Raw genomic sequence first — 16015 nt, 5'->3', positions numbered from 1 at the left:
CTGCGGGGGTGGTCCCCGCCTGGATGTACCCGGACGGAGTCCGTGCCGGTGGTCCCCGCGCCTGCGGGGGTGGTCCCCTCCGCGCCTGCCAGGCCAGCCCCGACCTCGCGTGGTCCCCGCGCCTGCGGGGGTGGTCCCCAGGCTGCGGCCCTGGCGGCAGCCGAGCCCAAGTGGTCCCCGCGCCTGCGGGGGTGGTCCCGGGACGGCCGTCCGGGGTGTCGTCCAGGTCAGGTGGTCCCCGCGCCTGCGGGGGTGGTCCCACGGCCCGACCGGCTCCGGCGGCTCCCGCACCGTGGTCCCCGCGCCTGCGGGGGTGGTCCCTCTTCAAGAACGTCGCGCCGATGGTGCAGCCAGTGGTCCCCGCGCCTGCGGGGGTGGTCCCCGCGATATGGCTCGCACGCCTCGAAGCGGCCGGTGGTCCCCGCGCCTGCGGGGGTGGTCCCTGCTCGACGTTGGCCAGCACGTCGGCGGCCAGGTGGTCCCCGCGCCTGCGGGGGTGGTCCCGCTGCGGTGATGGCCTCGGCGATGCTGGCGGAGTGGTCCCCGCGCCTGCGGGGGTGGTCCCTTCCGGAACGCGCGCTCGGCGATGCCGAGGTTGTGGTCCCCGCGCCTGCGGGGGTGGTTCCCGCCATGCCACAGCGCCGCAGGCTCCGTCGCGTAGTTCCTACGTCTGCGGGGTTTGCAAGCCTCATGACTCAAACGGCTGGAGACAGCTCCGGTTCGGCTTGCGCTCGCGACGTCCGCCACCTGGCCGGGGACAGGAGGTGTGTACGCCGTACTGTGATTCACGGGTTCAGCGCACAGATGCCGAGGCGTACCCCATCTGTGCCCTTCAGCACGGCGAACAGCAATCACCACCGGCCTCAAGGGACCACTGCGACCAGCCCTTCCGAGAGACTTTCCCGCAGGTCAGAGCCCACATGAGCGCCGTAGGCGCCGGTGATTCCCAAGCTCAGAGCGCGGGTTCGATTCCCGTCGCCCGCTCCACACCGAAGGCCCAGGTCGGACGACCTGGGCCTTGCTGCTGCCCCCTGTCGGCCGCGCCCCCTTCGGGGCTCACCGGACCCTGCGCCGCTCCCCGCCCCGGAGCAGCGCCGCCCCGGCGGCCCGGTCCCCTCCCTCGGCGGCGGTCACGGCCGGATGCCGGTGACCTCGTACTCGAACAGGGCCTTGTTGCTGTTCCGCTTGCGGATGATCTCCACCTTGACGTCCTCGTACCCGAGCTCCCTGAGCATGGCCGCGTACCACTCCTGGACGGGCACCTCGTGCGTGTAGAAGGTGCTGTTGCCCACGATGTAGGAGACCGCTCCGCCGCGCTTCAGGGTGGGGGTGACGGCCTGGAAGTGGAGCCACATGTCGTGGTGGTACTTGTGCACGTAGGCCGACAGGAGCGGGCCGTTCCTGCCGCCGTCCTCCGCGATGCGGTCGCAGACCGCCCGCATGGCCTCGTCCACGGGGGTCCCGGTCTCGGGCTTCCAGGACTTCAGCTTCGACGTCGCCGTGCCCCACGTCCCGCCGATCGCCCGCCAGTCGAGGTCCCCCGCGTCACTGGCCAGGTCGAGGTAGCGGAGCCAGTACATGTAGGGCCGCAGCTCCCTGATGTAGGACATGCGGTTCACGTACGGCGGCGACGTCAGGACGAGGTCGGCCTCCTTCAGGGCCTTCACCCCCTCGCGTGAGTCCCCCTGGTGGATGCCGGCCGAGCCGAGCAGGTCGTACCGGGCCGACTCGACGACCGACGCCATCTCCTGGCCGAAGACGGCAAAGGTCTGCGTGGCGTCGTCGATGTCGAAGATGGCCGGCTCCCCGGCCCGGTCCTTGAAGGACATGGACTGGTGGTTGAACGCCGCGTTGGAACACGAGATGAGGGACCGGCACAGGGAGACCTCCAGCAGGTCCCTCACCTGCCCCTCGTACCGGTCGATGGAGGCCCTCAGGGCCTTCAGGGCGTGCAGCGCACCGGGGCTCCACCACTTCTCGATCCTGAAGATGTCCGGCTGCCACAGGTCGTCGTCCCGCCGGTGCGCGCGAGCCGCCGCCACGACGTCCCGGGCGGCGTCGACCGCCGCCAGGAGCGTCTTCGGGGAGTAGCGGCTGGTCTTCACCGTGCCCAGCCAGACGAGGAACGGGTTCACGTCCACGGACTGGCCGAAGTGGCCGAGTTCGGCGGCCGCGAGCGGGGTCGTCCCCGTCCCGGAGAACGGATCGGTGATCACGCTTCCCTCGGGCAGGTGGGAGATGCGGTCCCGTACCAGGCGGACGCCGTAGGCGGGTGTCAGCCGCAGCCAGCCGTGCCGCCCCGCCCCCATGTTGGCCCGGAAGGTCATGTGCTCGTTGCGGGCGGGGGCGGCGCGGTCCACCACGGTCGTCACTTGGCCTCCGGGAGAGCGGCGCGGACGCGCTCCGCGCCGGCACGGAGGGTCACTGTATTACGCTCGGTTTCCGGTCGCCGCAGCCGCCGCCGACGGCGGCCGTGCCCCCGGTCGGACCGGTGACCTCGATGACGTCGCCGGGCACGGACCGGTCGTGGAACCACCTGCCGTCCGCGGTGGACGTCCCCGTGCACCCGCGGCCGGTGCCGCCCCGCCCGAAGCGGCCCTCGCCCCCGTTCCACGGCGCGGCGTGGGTGCGGGGTCCGGAAGCGGAGGCGGGTACGCCCCGTCGCCCCGGGAGAGCGGCCGGAGCGCGGATCGGTCCGTCCGGGCCGGCGCGTTCCGGAGGGGAACGCGCCGGCCCGGGTCGGGTCAGCGGTGGAGCTGGTCCACCGCGGTGCGGGTGGTGGTTTTGAAGGCGTCCAGCGGGGCGTCCTCCAGGTCGCCCATCTGCCCCCACTGGACGTAGGTGACGGTGCGTCCGTCGCGGCCCACCGAGAACAGGGCGATGTCGGTGCTGCCCACCTGGAGGTCCCGGGTGTCCAGGCTGTAGACGTGGGCGCCGTCCTCCACCGCCAGCCTGCCGTGGTAGGCGCCGTCCGCCTCCGTCGTGGGGTACTGCCGTTCGACGCGGTCGGCACAGGCGGCGAGCGCCCGGCGCAGGCCGGCGGCGGTCTCGGCGGCCTTGGCGGCGGTCGGGGCGACCGTGGTGACCTGCAGGCCGCCGGTGTCCAGTTCGGTGTGGAAGACGCGGTGGGCGGTGCCCTTGGCCGGGAGGACCCCCGGCGCGCAGGGCACGTCCCCCTCGGGCAGTCCCCCCGTGACCGCCCCGGCCGTCCAGGGGGTGAGGGACGGCGGCAGCTGCGCGGCGTCGAGGAAGACCGGTCCGGTCCTCGCGGTGGCCGGGGCCGCGGCGGCCGGGGTGGGCGGGGCGGTGGCCAGGCCCAGGCCGGCGGCGGCCAGGGCGGCGGTGAGTGCGGTGCGGAGCGCGTGCATGGTCGGCATCTCCCGTTGCGGTGGTCGGCGCCCCCGGCGTGGTCGCCGGGGGTGCCGACCAGCTTCGGCGGGCGGCGCGGAGTGGGGCAACACGAACGCGGCACTGCGGGACGGCGGATCGTTCCACCCCCGCTGACCTGCGGTGACGCACCGGGGGTGGAACGCGTCCGCAGAACGGGGGCGGGGCCGCCGCGCCCCCGGGACCGTCGGTGCGATGGGGTAGGTTGCGGGGGAACGCACCGGTGGGGCAGGACCGATCCGACAGGGGGCAGGGCATGGCGCTGTTCGGGAACGCGCACACCGTCGATCCGGCCGCCGCGCAGCAGGAGTACGCGCGGCTGCTGGGGCAGGGGGAGCAGGTCCACGCCGCGTACCTGCTGATCCGCGACACCATCCTCTTCACCGACCGCCGGCTGATCCTCGTCGACAAGCAGGGGGTCACGGGCAAGAAGGTGGAGTACCACTCCATTCCGTACCGGAGCATCACGCACTTCGCGGTGGAGACGGCCGGGACCTTCGACCTCGACGCGGAGCTGAAGATCTGGCTCTCCGGCGGCGCCGCGCCGATCCGGAAGACCTTCACCAAGGGCGTGGACATCTACGAGGTGCAGGCCATCCTGACGCAGTTCGTGGCGGGGTAGGGGCGGACCGGGCCCGGCCGGCCGGCGGCGGGCGGCCTCAGCGGGGCAGCAGCGCCGCCATCAGGAGCAGGGAGCACAGGAACGCGGCGGCCAGGGCCGCCGCCGCGACCTGCCGGGCCCGCCGCCGGGAGGCGACCGGGACGGCCACGGGCCGCTCGTGGCCGGGGAAGACGTAGAAGACCCGGTCGGGGTCGGTGGCGACCTCGACCCGCAGCAGGGGCAGGTGGGCGAGTTCCACCCGTCTGGCCACCTCGCCCGGCCGGCGCTCCAGCAGGGGCCCGAGGGCCGCGCGGTGCCCGGGGGCGAGGCCGCCGGGCAGCGGGTCGCCCCCGCCGAGGACGGCGCGGCGCCAGGCCCCCGCCCGCCTGGCCCGGTGGCGGACGCGGAACGGCAGCCGCTCCCCGGGCAGGCGCACCTGCTCGTGGTGGGGCGCGTCCTCGACGACGCCCCGCGTCCAGGTGGTCCGCACGCCCTGTCCGCCGCAGGCCTCGTGGTCGTTCTTCCCCGACCCGCCGCAGTCCGGGCAGGGCAGGGAGCCCCTGCCGCGGCAGTCCGCGCACACCGTGCGGCTGCGGCCCCGGCCGCGGCAGTCGGGGCAGGCCGCCTCCGGCGCACCGCACAGGGCGCAGTCGGCCGGGGCGCCGCCGGCGTCCGCGGCCGCGCCCGCCCGGCGCTCCGGGGCGGGCCGGGCGCCGCGCCGCCGGCCGCTGCCCCCGCACTCGGTGCAGCCCTCCCTCCCCCGGCAGGCGGCGCACCGCACCCACGGCTCGCAGGAGATCCGCCCGCGCCCCGCACACATCGAGCAGGGGACCTTGCCGTTGCCGCAGAAGCAGCCGTGCCGGCGCACCGAGCCGTCCAGGACCAGCTCCCGCACCCGGCGGACGCGGGGGTCGTGCGGCGGGGGCACGGGGTGGTCCGCCAGGTTCCGGTAGACGGGCAGGCCGGAGAGGTCGGGCTGCCCCTCCTCCTCGGCGGACTCCTCCCTGCACTCCCGCAGGGAGCGGGTGACGCGGCAGTCGAGGACGGGGCACCGGGTGATCCGCACGGCGCCCAGCGCGCGCAGGTCCACCACGCCGCCGCGCGCCTCGATCAGCCGTCCGACGGCGGCCAGGGCGTCCCGCTCGGTCGGCTCTCCGGCCGTCCCTCCGGCCGACCGCTCCCCGGTGTGGTTCCCGGCCATGTCCGACCCCCTGCCGCAGGCGGTCGCGTCCGGCGCCCACCGGCCCCGGCACGCGGTTGGTGGCCGCACTGTAGCGGGAGGCCCCCGCCTCGGGGACGGAACGGCACGAACCGGTACGGACGAAACGTTCCCCCTTCCCCGTCCGGCCGCGGCGGGAGCGGGTCCGGCAGGCGGCTCACGGGCGGACGACGACGGTCCAGCCGGGGACGTAGGTGTCCTGCACGGGGTGGACGGGCCAGTCGCGCGCCCACCGCGGGGGCTCCGCGTCGCGCAGCACCAGGGCGTCGGCCCGCGTGCGGTTCCCCGGGCCGGCCGAGGAGCAGCCCGCCGTGTGGGCGATGGGGATCGCCGCACTGTTGCCCGTGACCAGGCACGGTGCGCGCACCCCCGCCTCGTGCAGGACCACCGCGATCCGCCGCCAGTCCTCCCGTGCCCGCTCCTGTATGCCCGCGTGGGTGTGCGCCAGGACGCCCTGGACGGCCAGGTGGCCGGCCAGCACCGCGACGAGGGCGGCGGCGGCCGTGCGCGAGCGGCGGGCCCGGTCCGCGGCGGCGAGCACCCCGAGGGCGGCGGGCACGGCGAGCAGGGCGTAGGCGGGCAGCAGGAAGCGCGGCGCCGCGTAGGGGACGAGGAGGAGGTACTGCGCCGCGGCGGCGAGCGCCACGGCCACCGCCGTCCACAGGGGCCCGGTGGCGGCACCGGCGCGGCGCGCGGACCGCAGGCCGAGCGCGGCGAGCAGCGGCAGCAGCAGCCACAGTCCCACCGCGGGCGGCCACACGCCGTCGCCCGCGCAGGGCCGGCACAGCAGCGGGCCGTCCAGGGCGGTGAACTGGTGGACGGCGGCGAGGACGGGCCGGATGCCGCCCTGGGTGTCGCTCGCCTCGGTGAGGCGTTCCCGTACCCCGCCGAACCGCAGCCGGGCCTCGACGACCCACGGCAGGGCCCCCGCCGCCAGGCCGCCCGCCACGGCCGCGATCCGGGCCGGGGCCCGGCCGCGCAGGGCGGGCAGCGCGACGGCGGCGGCCAGCAGCGGGACGGCGACGGCCGCGCCGTCGTTGGGCCGCATCAGCGTCACCACCGCCAGGCCCGCGACCACCCCGCCCCGGCACGGCCGCCGCAGCAGCAGGCACCCGGTGGCGCCCAGCGCGCCCATGGCCGTGTAGTGGTTGGGCATGGCGGAGTTCGCGTAGAAGAGGAACGTCCACACGGTGCCGTACAGCCCCGCGGCCACCCACACCGCCGACGGGCGCGGCACCACCCGCAGCCAGGGCCGGAAACCCAGGTAGAGCGCCGTGCCCGAGAGCACCAGCAGCCAGGCCCGCAGCAGCGGGGCGGAGTCGCTCCAGGCGGCGACGGGGGAGAGCAGCAGGGGGACGCCCCGGGTGCGCGGAGCGCTGAAGGGGGTGGCGGGTGCGTAGGGGTCGAAGCGGCTGGCGTAGACGCGCTCGTCCCAGCCGAGGGGGAGGGTGAGCGGCACCAGCACGGCGGCCAGGACGGTCAGGGCCGCGCACACGGCCGCCAGCCGGCGGGCGTCCCGGCGCAGGCTCCGCGGATCCCCGCCGTCCGGGAGGCCGGACCGGGAAGGGGGAGGACCGGGTTCCGCGGTCCCCCGCCCGGGTGTCGCCGAACCGCCCGTCACGGCCTCCACGTGGTCTCCCGTCCGCCTGTCCGCCCGTCCGCCCGTCCGTCGTGCGTTCCCGTCCGTTCTAACAGCGGACGCGCCCGGGCACCGCGGCGCGGACCGGTATGTCGGTCCGGTCGTATGAATGTCCCCACCCGTCCCGGGCCCGCCGCGGGACGCCGCGCCCGGCAACCGGCCCGCCCCCCGCCGGGGCCCGGGCCGGGCCTCCGGGGACCGGGCGACCCGGCCCGCCCGATACGTACGATTTGAAGTACGCTACGGCAGCGTCGCCATCCGGGTCGCCAGTCAGACCGGGTGACAGGACACCCGCCGATACCCTCGACCGGGTTCACCCGAGGAACGGAGTACGACGGTGGTGCGGATCGAGCTGGGTGCCGCAGTGGCCTTGGCCCGGGAGATCGCCGAGGAGACGCTGGCTCCGCGGGCCGCGGACGTGGACGCCGCGCAGCGGTGGCCGGAGGAGGGCGTCAGGGCGCTGCAGTCCCACCTGGGCGGGCTCGTGGTGCCCGAGCACTCCGGCGGCATGGGCCACGGGCTGCTGGCGGTGGCCCAGGTCGGCGAGGTGACGGGACGGGCGTGCGCGTCGACGTCCATCTGCTTCGGCATGCACCTGGTCGCCTCCGCGGTGATCGCCGCGAAGGCCGACGACCGGCAGAGCAAGCGGTACCTGGAGCCGATCGCGGCCGGGGAGCACCTGACGACCCTGGCGCTGTCGGAGCCGGGGACCGGCGAGTTCTGGCTGCCGCGGACCCGCATGGAGCGCAGCGGCTCGGACCGGCTGCGGCTGACCGGGGCCAAGAGCTTCGTCACCAACGGCGGCCACGCCGACTCCTACGTGGTCTCCACCGTCGCCGCCGACCCCGGGGCGCCGCCCGGCCAGTTCTCCTGCACGGTCGTGGACGCCGCCACGCCGGGCCTGGAGTGGGGCCCGCAGTGGCAGGGCTTCGGCATGCGCGGCAACTCCTCGCGCGGACTGGAGCTGGCCGGGGCCGAGATCCCCGACCTGTGCCTGCTGGGCGAGGAGGGCGACGAGATCTGGTACGTGTTCAACGTCGTCGCCCCCTACTTCCTGCTCGCCATGGCCGGCACCTACCTGGGCGTCGCCGCCGCGGCCCTGGAGGAGGCCCGCGCCCACCTGCTGCGGCGGCGTGCCCGCGGCGGCGGGCGCGCCCTGAGCACCCAGCCCGTCGTGCAGCACCGGCTGGGGACGATGTGGGCCCGCGTGGAGCGCACCCGGCAGCTGATCTACCACGCCGCCGTGGCGGCGGAGAGCGGTTCCCCGGAGGCGCTGCCCGCCCTGGCCTCGGCCAAGGCGGAGGTCGCGGACGCGGCCGAGGCGACCGTGGGCGACGCCCTGACCCTCGCCGGCGGCGTCGGCTACGGCGAGGACTCGACCCTGCACCGGCTGCTGCGCGACGCCCGCGCCGCCCACGTGATGTCCCCGGTCACCGACCTGCTGCGGGTGTGGACGGGGCGGGCCCTGCTCGACGAGCCCCTCCTGGAGGGATGACGGTGCCCACCACCGTCCCGGCCCCCCAGAGCGTCCGGATCCTGCTGGTGGACGTGCTCGCCGAGACCGCCGAGGACTTCGCGTCCACCTTCGGCTCGCGGATCGAGCTGGTGCACGTCACCGCCGCGGAGGTCGCGGAGCACACCGCGGGCACGCCCGGCGAGCGCCGGCCGACGGTCATGGTGGTCGGCCGGCGGGTGGCGGCGCCCGTGGGCCTGGTCCACTCCGTGCACCCCCACGCCTCGGACCTGGCCGTCGCCGTGGTCTCCACCTCCGCCACCGAGGCCAAGCTCGCCACCCTGCCGCTGCTCTTCCCCTCCGACCTGGTCCGCCGGGTACCGGACACCGAGGCCGACCGGCTGGTGTACGTGGCCCGCGACCTGGTGGACAGGCTGCTGCGGCGGCGCACCGACGCCGCGGTGCGGTCGGCGGCCCAGCGGCAGCTCGTCTCCGGCGCCGTGATCAGCCGCCAGCCCGGCGAGCACCTGCTGGGCGGGATGCTCTCCCAGGCCCCGATCGGCGCGCTCATGCTGGACGGCGACGACACGCTGGTCGCCTGGAACCGCAGGGCGGCCGAGGTGCTGGAGCTGACCGACCCCGGCTCGCTGCGGCGCCCGCTGTCCGAGCTGTTCCCGCCGGACGCGCGCCCCGCGCTGCGCCGGCACCTGGCCTCGGCCGAGGAGTACTCCTCCCCCGGCATCCCCGGCTCCTCCGGCCCCGACGTGGTCTTCGAGCGCAGCAGGCCCGACGGTACCGGGCAGGCCCTGCGCATCGCGCCCCAGCGGGTGCTCGACGCGCAGGGCCGCAAGCGCAGCCTGGTCCTGGTCGAGGACGTCACCGACCGCCTGCACGCGCAGCGCAAGCTCGCCGAGCGGACCGGCCACGCCCTGCTCAGCGCCGAGGTCGCCGCCGCCATGACGGCCCAGGGGTCGCTGGCCGAGCGCCTGCACCGCTGCGCGCGGGCCACCGCCGACCGGCTGGGCGCCGACCGCGCCTGCATATGGACCCTGACGCGGTCCGGGACGCCGGAGCCCGCCGCCTGCGCCGACCTCGAACGGCAGGACGGCGCCCCGCGCACCCACCCCGCGCACGCCGAGCAGGCCATCGTCGACCGGATCGTCGCCGAGCGCCGCCCCCACCTGGACATCACGCCCCCGCAGCCCGCCCTCCCGGCCCAGGGCGGGCAGGCCGGCGGCGCGGCCGACTCCCCCGGCCGGCCCCAGGGGTCGTTCGCCGGGTATCCGCTGGTCTCCGGCGGCGAGCTGATCGGCGTCCTGTCGCTCTCCACCCGCCTGGCGCTGCCCGCCTCGACGCTCTCCATCCTGGAGAACGTCGCCGACCAGGTGGCCGTCGGCATCCGGCAGGACCGGCTGCTGCGCCGCCTCCAGGACACCACCAAGGCGCTGGAGCACCCGCTGCTCCCGCCGCGCCTGCCCGAGCTGCCCGGCTTCGACCTGGCCGCCCGCTACCACCCCTTCGGCAGCGGCCTGCACATAGGCGGGGACTTCTACGACGCCTTCACCGCGCCCGACGGGCGGCACGTCCTGGCCCTGGGCGACGTCTGCGGCAAGGGGCCGGGGGCCGCCGCCATCACCGGCCTGGTCCGCCACACCCTGTGGGCGGCGGCCCAGCACACCACCGACCCCGACCACGTGCTGGAGCTGGTCAACAACGCCCTGCGCCGCCAGAACACCCCGTTCTGCACCCTGGTCTACGCCGTCCTCGACCCGCCGGGCGACGGTGCGGCGGGGGCCGGCCCGGTCCGGGTCCGGCTGGCCTCCGCGGGGCACCCGGCACCGCTGCTGCGCCGCGCGGACGGCGGTACCGAGCCGCTGGAGGTGCGCGGACCGCTGCTGGGCGTCCTGGACGAACTCAGCCATCCGGTCGTCGAACTGGAGCTGAAGCCGGGCGAGACGCTCGTCCTGTACACCGACGGCTTCACCGAGGGGGCGGGCGCGGAGGGCCGGCGGGAGCCGGAGGACCTCGCGGCCCTCGTCGCCCGGTTCCCCGCACCGCCGGACGGCGGGCGTCCGGCCGACGGCATGGTGGCGGCCCTCCTGGAGGACGCCCACGCCTGGTGGGGCGAGCGGCTCCGCGACGACCTGGCCGTCCTCGCCGTCACCGTCCTGCCCCGCTCCTGACGGCCCGCCGGGCGGGAGGAGCGCGGCGGGCCGTCAGGGGCGGGGTCGCAGGTTCGTGCCGTTGAGGCAGAGGGCGATGTTGCGGACCGCGGCGGTGAGTTCCTCGATCACCCGGGCCGCCTGCTCCGCGTCGTGGAAGGCGGGGCGGTCGGCGGCCAGGGAGGTGTTGAGGTCCTCGGTGAGGCGGCGCACCGCGTCCAGCCCCTCGGGGGGCACGGGGGGTGCGGCCGGTGCGGGGGCGGCCGGAGGCTCCTGGCTCGTGGGCAGGGCGGGCGGGGCGGGCGGGGCGGGCTGCGGTGCCGGGGCTGCCGGCGCGGACGCCGGGGCCGGCGCCTGGACCGGGCTCTGCGGCGGGGGCTGGATCTGAGGCCGGGCCTGGAGCTGGGCCTGCGGTGCGGGGGCGGCCGGGGGCGCGACGGGTTCCGGGGCCGGCGCGGGTGCCGGTTCGGTGGTCTCCGCCACCGGGGCCGGAGCCGGTGCGGGGGCCGCCGGAGCCGGTGCGGGGGCCTGGGCCTGCGCCGGAGCCGCCGGTGCGCACGCCGGCGCCTGGAACGGGAGGCCGGGGGCCTCCACGGCCGGGGCGCACTCGGCCCGCGGCTCGGCCGCACGGCCCGCGGGGGCGGCCTCCGGGGCATCCGCCCCCGTTCCCGCTCCCGTTCCCCCGCCCGTGCCGCCGCCCGCGACCGGGCTGTTCCAGCCCTTGACCGGCTTCGCGACGTCCGGCGAGAGCCTGGTCTGAGGCAGCAGGACGCTCTCGGTCGTGCCCGGCGACCACAGCGGTGCGGAGGGGTGCTGCGAGGTGGGCACGTGCTCGGCCTTCCACTGGAGCCGGTAGCACTCGACCTGGTCGGCGCAGGCGGCGCGGGCGTGGAAGACGGCGCTGCCCTCGCCCAGGTCCGGGTACCAGAGGTTGGGTCCGGGGAAGCGGATCGTGCGCATGCGGGGCTTGATGGGCTCGGCGCACCCGATGCAGCACCCGGCGGGCACGCACAGGCCCGCGCCCTCCTTCTGCGCCGCGGCGCGGGGGCCGATCTCCCCGCGGTACTCCCCCTTGCTGCACGGCGGCAGCTCGCCGCAGGTGCGGCAGACCGCGTAGTGCTCGGGCAGGACCTGCCAGCCGTGGCCGATGGGCGCGCACCAGTGCTTGGGCGCGGAGCGGGGGAAGTTCTCGTTGCGCAGGACGAGGACGACGGGCCGCTTGTAGAAGTCGGAGCGCTCGGGAGGCGGAACGTTCAGCCGCCCGTTCATCCGGCGCAGGTCCTCCGAGTGCCGCCACAGCTCGACGTGTTCGCGCCAGGCCTGCTCGTAGGAGAGGGGCCACGGATGGTCCCGGTACTCGTCGATCTCCAGGACCCGCCAGGGCTGCCGGTCGAAGACGACGACGTGGCCGCTCCGCAGGCGCAGGTACGCACCGTCGTCGCCTTCCTTCGGCCAGTCGATGCGGCCGACGCGGGTGGGCTGGTCGGGGAGCCCTTCGCGAACTTGCATGCCACGCTCCTCGGCAACGGGACAACCATGGTCATCATGGAGCAGTTTCTACCATTCTGAGGCATTTCGGACTTCCGATCGTTCAGACACGCGCACCGATGAACGTCCCGTCCGATCACCCGGTATGACCGTCCGTCAAATCCCGGCGCAGCCGGGAACCTTGGCGGCGGCCGCCTTGCGGGCGCGGAAGGGGGAACGGGCACGGCCCGCGGCGCCCCCGGACGCCGGTACGGTGCGGGCGGGGGCGTCCGCACCGCCCGCACCGTCCCCGGTCCGCGCGTGCCCGGCGTCAGGAGGCGGGCACCTCCTCGCGCGCACTCCCCCCGGCCCTCCGCACGGCCAGGGCAGCCCCCGCCGCGGCGAACGCCAGGGCCACCAGCAGCGCGCTGACCCACAGGGGGGAGCGGTAGCCGAGCCCCGCGCCGATGGCGGCGCCGCCCAGCAGGGGCCCGGCGGCCGCGCCCACGTTGAGCGCGGCGGTCGCGAACGAGCCGCCCAGGGAGGGCGCTTCGACGGCCGTGCGGAGCACCTGCGCGATCAGCGTGGACCCGACGGCGAAGGAGAGCGCCCCCTGGACGAGGACGAGCGGGAGCGCCACGACCGCGCTGCCCGCGGTGAGCGCGAACAGGAGCCAGCCGGCGAGCAGGGCCAGGCCGCCGGGGACCAGGAGCCGCATCGGCCGCGTGTCCGCCAGGCGGCCGCCGGCGGTCACACCGGCGAACGCCCCCAGGCCGAAGAGGGCCAGCAGCACCGGCACCCACCGCGTGCCGTATCCGCTGACGTCGGTGACCACCGGGGCCAGGTAGGTGAAGGTGCAGAAGGTCGCCCCGTTCACCAGCGCCGCCAGCAGCAGCGTCACCTGCAACCGGGGCCGGCGCAGCGCCCGCAGCTCCCGCCGTGCGCCGGGGGCGGCCGCGTCCGGTGCCGTGGCCGGGACCGACCGCAGGATCGCCACGACGGCCGGCACCGAGACGGCGGCCACCGCCCAGAACGCCGAGCGCCAGCCCCACAGTTGGCCGAGCACCGCTCCCGCGGGCACCCCCACGACGCACGCGAGGGTGACCCCGCCGAGCAGCACGGAGGTGGCCCGGCCCGTGGCGCGGGGACCGGCCATGGCGGCCGCCGTCGCCAGACCCACGGCCAGGAAGCCGGCGTTGGCCACCGCTCCGAGGACGCGCATGGCCAGCAGGACGCCGAAGCTGGTGGTGGTCGCGCCGACGACGTGCACGAGCAGGAAGACGGTCAGGAAGACCAGGAGCGCCCGCCGTCTGGGCCACCGCAGGCTGAGGACGGCCATCAGCGGCGCGCCGACGATCATCCCCGCGGCGAAGGCCGACGTCAGCGCTCCGGCGGCCGGTACGGACACGTGCAGGTCTGCGGCGATGTCCGGCACCAGACCGGACAGCATGAACTCGGACGTGCCCTGGGCGAAGACCGCCAGTCCGAGCATGTAGATGGCGAGGGGCATGGTGAACTCCAGCCGCGTCGTGGAGGGACGTTGGGGACGCGGCGAACCGCAGCGGGCCGCGGCCGGGGCACCGCGGGGAGCGGTCGTCCGGCCGGGCGCGCGGGACCACCGCGCGGGAATCCCGGGCCGGCGTCACGGGCGGGGCCGCTACTGCGGCGACGGTGACGCGGATCCGGGGAGGCAACCCGTGGCGACGGTGTCCCGGCGGCGGGCACGGCGAGGGAACGTGCCGGCTCGGATTCCTCGGAGCCTCGGCACGGCGGCGCGCTCAGCCACCGGACAACCGGTGGCTAGCGTCTGGACGCCTCGGGGCTGGACACGGGGCACACCGTAGCGGCGGCCCGGACGTCCCGTCCATCGGATTCGCGGCTTCCTCCGGCGGCGGGAGGCGGCGGGGGACGGCCGCTCGCCGTCCCGCCACCCGGTGCGCCCCTTGTGCGGCTGCGCCCCGGACCGCGGGGGGCACCGCCGCGCCGGTGGACCGGGCAAGCGGTACGGCGGCGGCCCGGGGCGGGGCGCCTGCCCCGCCCCGGGCCGCCCGGCCGGGCGGACGGTCTCCCGCCCGGGATGGCTCAGATGAGGCCCTGCGCCACCATGGCCTCCTCCACCAGCTCGAAGCCGGCGATGTTGGCGCCCGCCACGTAGTCGCCGGGGCGGCCGTAGCGCTCGGCCGTCTCGTGGCAGAGGCGGTGGATGTGCCGCATGATCTCCGTCAGCCGGGCCTCGGTGTGCTCGAAGGTCCACGAGTCGCGCGAGGCGTTCTGCTGCATCTCCAGCGCGCTGGTGGCCACGCCGCCCGCGTTGGCGGCCTTGCCGGGGCCGAACAGCACGCCGGCCTCCTGGAGCACCCGCACACCGCCCGGCGTGGTGGGCATGTTGGCGCCCTCGCCGACCGCCAGCACGCCGTTGCGCACCAGCGTCGCCGCGTCCTTGTCGTCCAGCTCGTTCTGGGTGGCCGACGGCAGGGCCACCTCGCAGGGCACGTCCCAGACCCGGCCGCCGGAGACGAAGTTCGCCCCGCTCCGCTCGGCGTACTGCGACAGCCGGCCGCGCTCGGCCAGCTTGACCTCCTTGAGCAGCTCCAGGTCGATGCCCTTCTCGTCCACCACGTAGCCGCCGGAGTCGGAGCAGGCGATCGGCACGGCGCCGAGCTGCCGCGCCTTCTCCATGGCGTGGATGGCGACGTTGCCGGAGCCGGAGACGATCACGCGCTTGCCCTCCAGGTCCTCGCCGCGCGTCCCCAGCATCTCGGCGGTGAAGACGACCAGGCCGTAGCCGGTGGCCTCGGCGCGCGCCTGCGAACCGCCCCACAGGACGCCCTTGCCGGTCAGGACGCCCGCCTCCCAGCGGTTGGTGATCCGGCGGTACTGGCCGAAGAGGTAGCCGATCTCGCGGGTGCCCACACCGATGTCGCCGGCCGGGACGTCGGTGTACTCGCCCAGGTGGCGGTAGAGCTCCGTCATGAAGGACTGGCAGAAGCGCATGACCTCGGCGTCCGACTTCCCCTTGGGGTCGAAGTCGCTGCCGCCCTTGCCGCCGCCGATCGGCATGCCGGTCAGGGCGTTCTTGAACGTCTGCTCGAAGCCGAGGAACTTGATGATCCCGAGGTTGACGGACGGGTGGAAGCGCAGACCGCCCTTGTACGGGCCCAGGGCGCTGTTGAACTCCACCCGGAAGCCGCGGTTGATGTGCGTCCGGCCGGAGTCGTCCTGCCACGGGACACGGAAGATGATCTGCCGCTCCGGCTCGCACAGCCGCTCGACGAGGGACTCGTCCAGCAGTTCGGGGCGCCGGGAGAAGACCGGCTCCAGCGACTCCAGGACCTCCCAGACGGCCTGGTGGAACTCCTTCTCACCGGGGTTGCGGTGCAGTATCCGGTCGTAGAGCTTCTCGATCACTCGTTCTCCTCAGAAGGTGCGGCTTCTCGTGGTCCGCCTCTGTCCCGTCGTCCCTTACGGAACCCGCACAAACACATGACGCCGAGCACCCCCATGGACAGGTGCTCGGCGTCTGCGTCGACGTGGCGGACTACCAGCGTGACACGCTTCGGCTCCGGTTTCCCCCCGGGGACGCCGGTTTCGGGCCGCGTTCCGGCCCCGGCGGGCCGGTCGTCCGACTTCGGTGACCGGATGGTGACGGTGTGCTTCCGGTGCGCGCGGACGGGTGCCGCCGCCCCGGGCGCGAACCGTACGGGGTGTGGCGTACGCCACACTGCCGGTTCCCGGCCCTCCCCCCGGGCGGTCCCGTGGGTTCACCGCGCGTGAGGCCCCTCGGAGCACCCGGTGCGATCCTGGCCCCCCTGAGACCTGGAAACCTGCCGTATCCGCGGTAGACATCCGAGTGTGCCAAAGATAGGATTTCCGCCGTAGCCGGTGACGCCCGAGGTGTACGGCGGAGCAGGTGCGAACCGCCGCGAGGAGCATCCGGAGGGAACCGGCGGAGTTGAGTTTCTCGGGGCCCTGGTGCCGTACGGCGCCAGGGCTCTTTCGGTGCGTCCGACGACAAGAGGTGCAGGTGCCTGCGAAGAACCGACCGAACACCGCCGACCGGCTCGATGACGACGACTTCCCCGCCTAC

10 protein-coding genes and 1 CRISPR repeat array are annotated in these 16015 nt (G+C 75.6%); of the genes, 3 read left to right on the top strand and 7 right to left on the bottom strand.

The features are described from left to right. Positions 1-48: 48 nt before the first annotated feature. Positions 49-626: a CRISPR direct-repeat array (repeat unit 29 nt; unit sequence GTGGTCCCCGCGCCTGCGGGGGTGGTCCC). A gap of 504 nt (positions 627-1130) precedes the next feature. Next, positions 1131-2372, bottom strand: a complete 1242-nt coding sequence (locus ACFSJS_RS23860) for a DNA methyltransferase (RefSeq protein WP_380903783.1) — start codon at positions 2370-2372, stop codon at positions 1131-1133. 372 nt (positions 2373-2744) lie between these two features. Further along, a complete protein-coding gene (locus ACFSJS_RS23855) occupies positions 2745-3368 on the bottom strand; it encodes a hypothetical protein (protein WP_380903781.1) in 624 nt (207 codons plus the stop codon). Between the two features lie 275 nt (positions 3369-3643). Here ACFSJS_RS23855 and ACFSJS_RS23850 point away from each other — a divergent pair, with 275 nt between their 5' ends. Then, on the top strand, positions 3644-4009 hold the full coding sequence (locus tag ACFSJS_RS23850) for a PH domain-containing protein (protein ID WP_380903916.1): 366 nt from the start codon (positions 3644-3646) through the stop codon (positions 4007-4009). Between the two features lie 37 nt (positions 4010-4046). On the opposite strand, the gene ACFSJS_RS23845 is transcribed toward ACFSJS_RS23850, so the two are convergent. After that, positions 4047-5189 (bottom strand): hypothetical protein, encoded by a 1143-nt coding sequence (locus ACFSJS_RS23845; RefSeq protein WP_380903779.1) that lies wholly within the window; start codon positions 5187-5189, stop codon positions 4047-4049. A gap of 175 nt (positions 5190-5364) precedes the next feature. After that, a complete protein-coding gene (locus ACFSJS_RS23840; protein WP_380903777.1) occupies positions 5365-6702 on the bottom strand; it encodes a hypothetical protein in 1338 nt (445 codons plus the stop codon). Between the two features lie 484 nt (positions 6703-7186). Between ACFSJS_RS23840 and ACFSJS_RS23835 the strand changes: the two genes are divergently transcribed. Beyond that, positions 7187-8341: an acyl-CoA dehydrogenase family protein gene (locus ACFSJS_RS23835; RefSeq protein WP_380903775.1), complete on the top strand. Its 1155-nt coding sequence runs from the start codon at positions 7187-7189 to the stop codon at positions 8339-8341. Continuing rightward, positions 8338-10482 (top strand): SpoIIE family protein phosphatase, encoded by a 2145-nt coding sequence (locus tag ACFSJS_RS23830; RefSeq protein ID WP_380903773.1) that lies wholly within the window; start codon positions 8338-8340, stop codon positions 10480-10482. Before ACFSJS_RS23835 ends, ACFSJS_RS23830 begins: the two co-directional genes overlap by 4 nt. A 33-nt stretch (positions 10483-10515) precedes the next feature. Here ACFSJS_RS23830 and ACFSJS_RS23825 read toward each other — a convergent pair whose 3' ends face one another. From ACFSJS_RS23825 to gdhA, 3 genes are all read right to left on the bottom strand, one after another. Continuing rightward, complete coding sequence (locus ACFSJS_RS23825; RefSeq protein ID WP_380903771.1) at positions 10516-11970, bottom strand: hypothetical protein; 1455 nt, start codon at positions 11968-11970, stop codon at positions 10516-10518. Positions 11971-12259: 289 nt separating this feature from the next. Continuing rightward, positions 12260-13438: a Cmx/CmrA family chloramphenicol efflux MFS transporter gene (locus tag ACFSJS_RS23820; protein ID WP_380903769.1), complete on the bottom strand. Its 1179-nt coding sequence runs from the start codon at positions 13436-13438 to the stop codon at positions 12260-12262. Positions 13439-14010: 572 nt separating this feature from the next. Beyond that, complete coding sequence (gdhA, locus tag ACFSJS_RS23815) at positions 14011-15336, bottom strand: NADP-specific glutamate dehydrogenase (RefSeq protein ID WP_380903767.1); 1326 nt, start codon at positions 15334-15336, stop codon at positions 14011-14013. Positions 15337-16015: the final 679 nt, after the last annotated feature.

Origin of the sequence: Streptomyces desertarenae, assembly GCF_042681365.1 — a bacterium.
Classification (GTDB): domain Bacteria; phylum Actinomycetota; class Actinomycetes; order Streptomycetales; family Streptomycetaceae; genus Streptomyces; species Streptomyces desertarenae.
The sequence above is the reverse complement of the archived record's forward strand: the minus strand, read 5'-3'. Positions and strand labels throughout refer to the sequence as shown.

Excerpts from the sequence above, each read along its gene's own strand:
- ACFSJS_RS23850 (WP_380903916.1), top strand. The coding sequence starts at position 3,644 with ATGGCGCTGTTCGGGAACGCGCACACCGTCGATCCGGCCGCCGCGCAG.
- ACFSJS_RS23855 (WP_380903781.1), bottom strand. The coding sequence starts at position 3,368 with ATGCACGCGCTCCGCACCGCACTCACCGCCGCCCTGGCCGCCGCCGGC.
- ACFSJS_RS23820 (WP_380903769.1), bottom strand. The coding sequence starts at position 13,438 with ATGCCCCTCGCCATCTACATGCTCGGACTGGCGGTCTTCGCCCAGGGC.
- ACFSJS_RS23825 (WP_380903771.1), bottom strand. The coding sequence starts at position 11,970 with ATGCAAGTTCGCGAAGGGCTCCCCGACCAGCCCACCCGCGTCGGCCGC.
- ACFSJS_RS23830 (WP_380903773.1), top strand. The coding sequence starts at position 8,338 with ATGACGGTGCCCACCACCGTCCCGGCCCCCCAGAGCGTCCGGATCCTG.
- ACFSJS_RS23845 (WP_380903779.1), bottom strand. The coding sequence starts at position 5,189 with ATGGCCGGGAACCACACCGGGGAGCGGTCGGCCGGAGGGACGGCCGGA.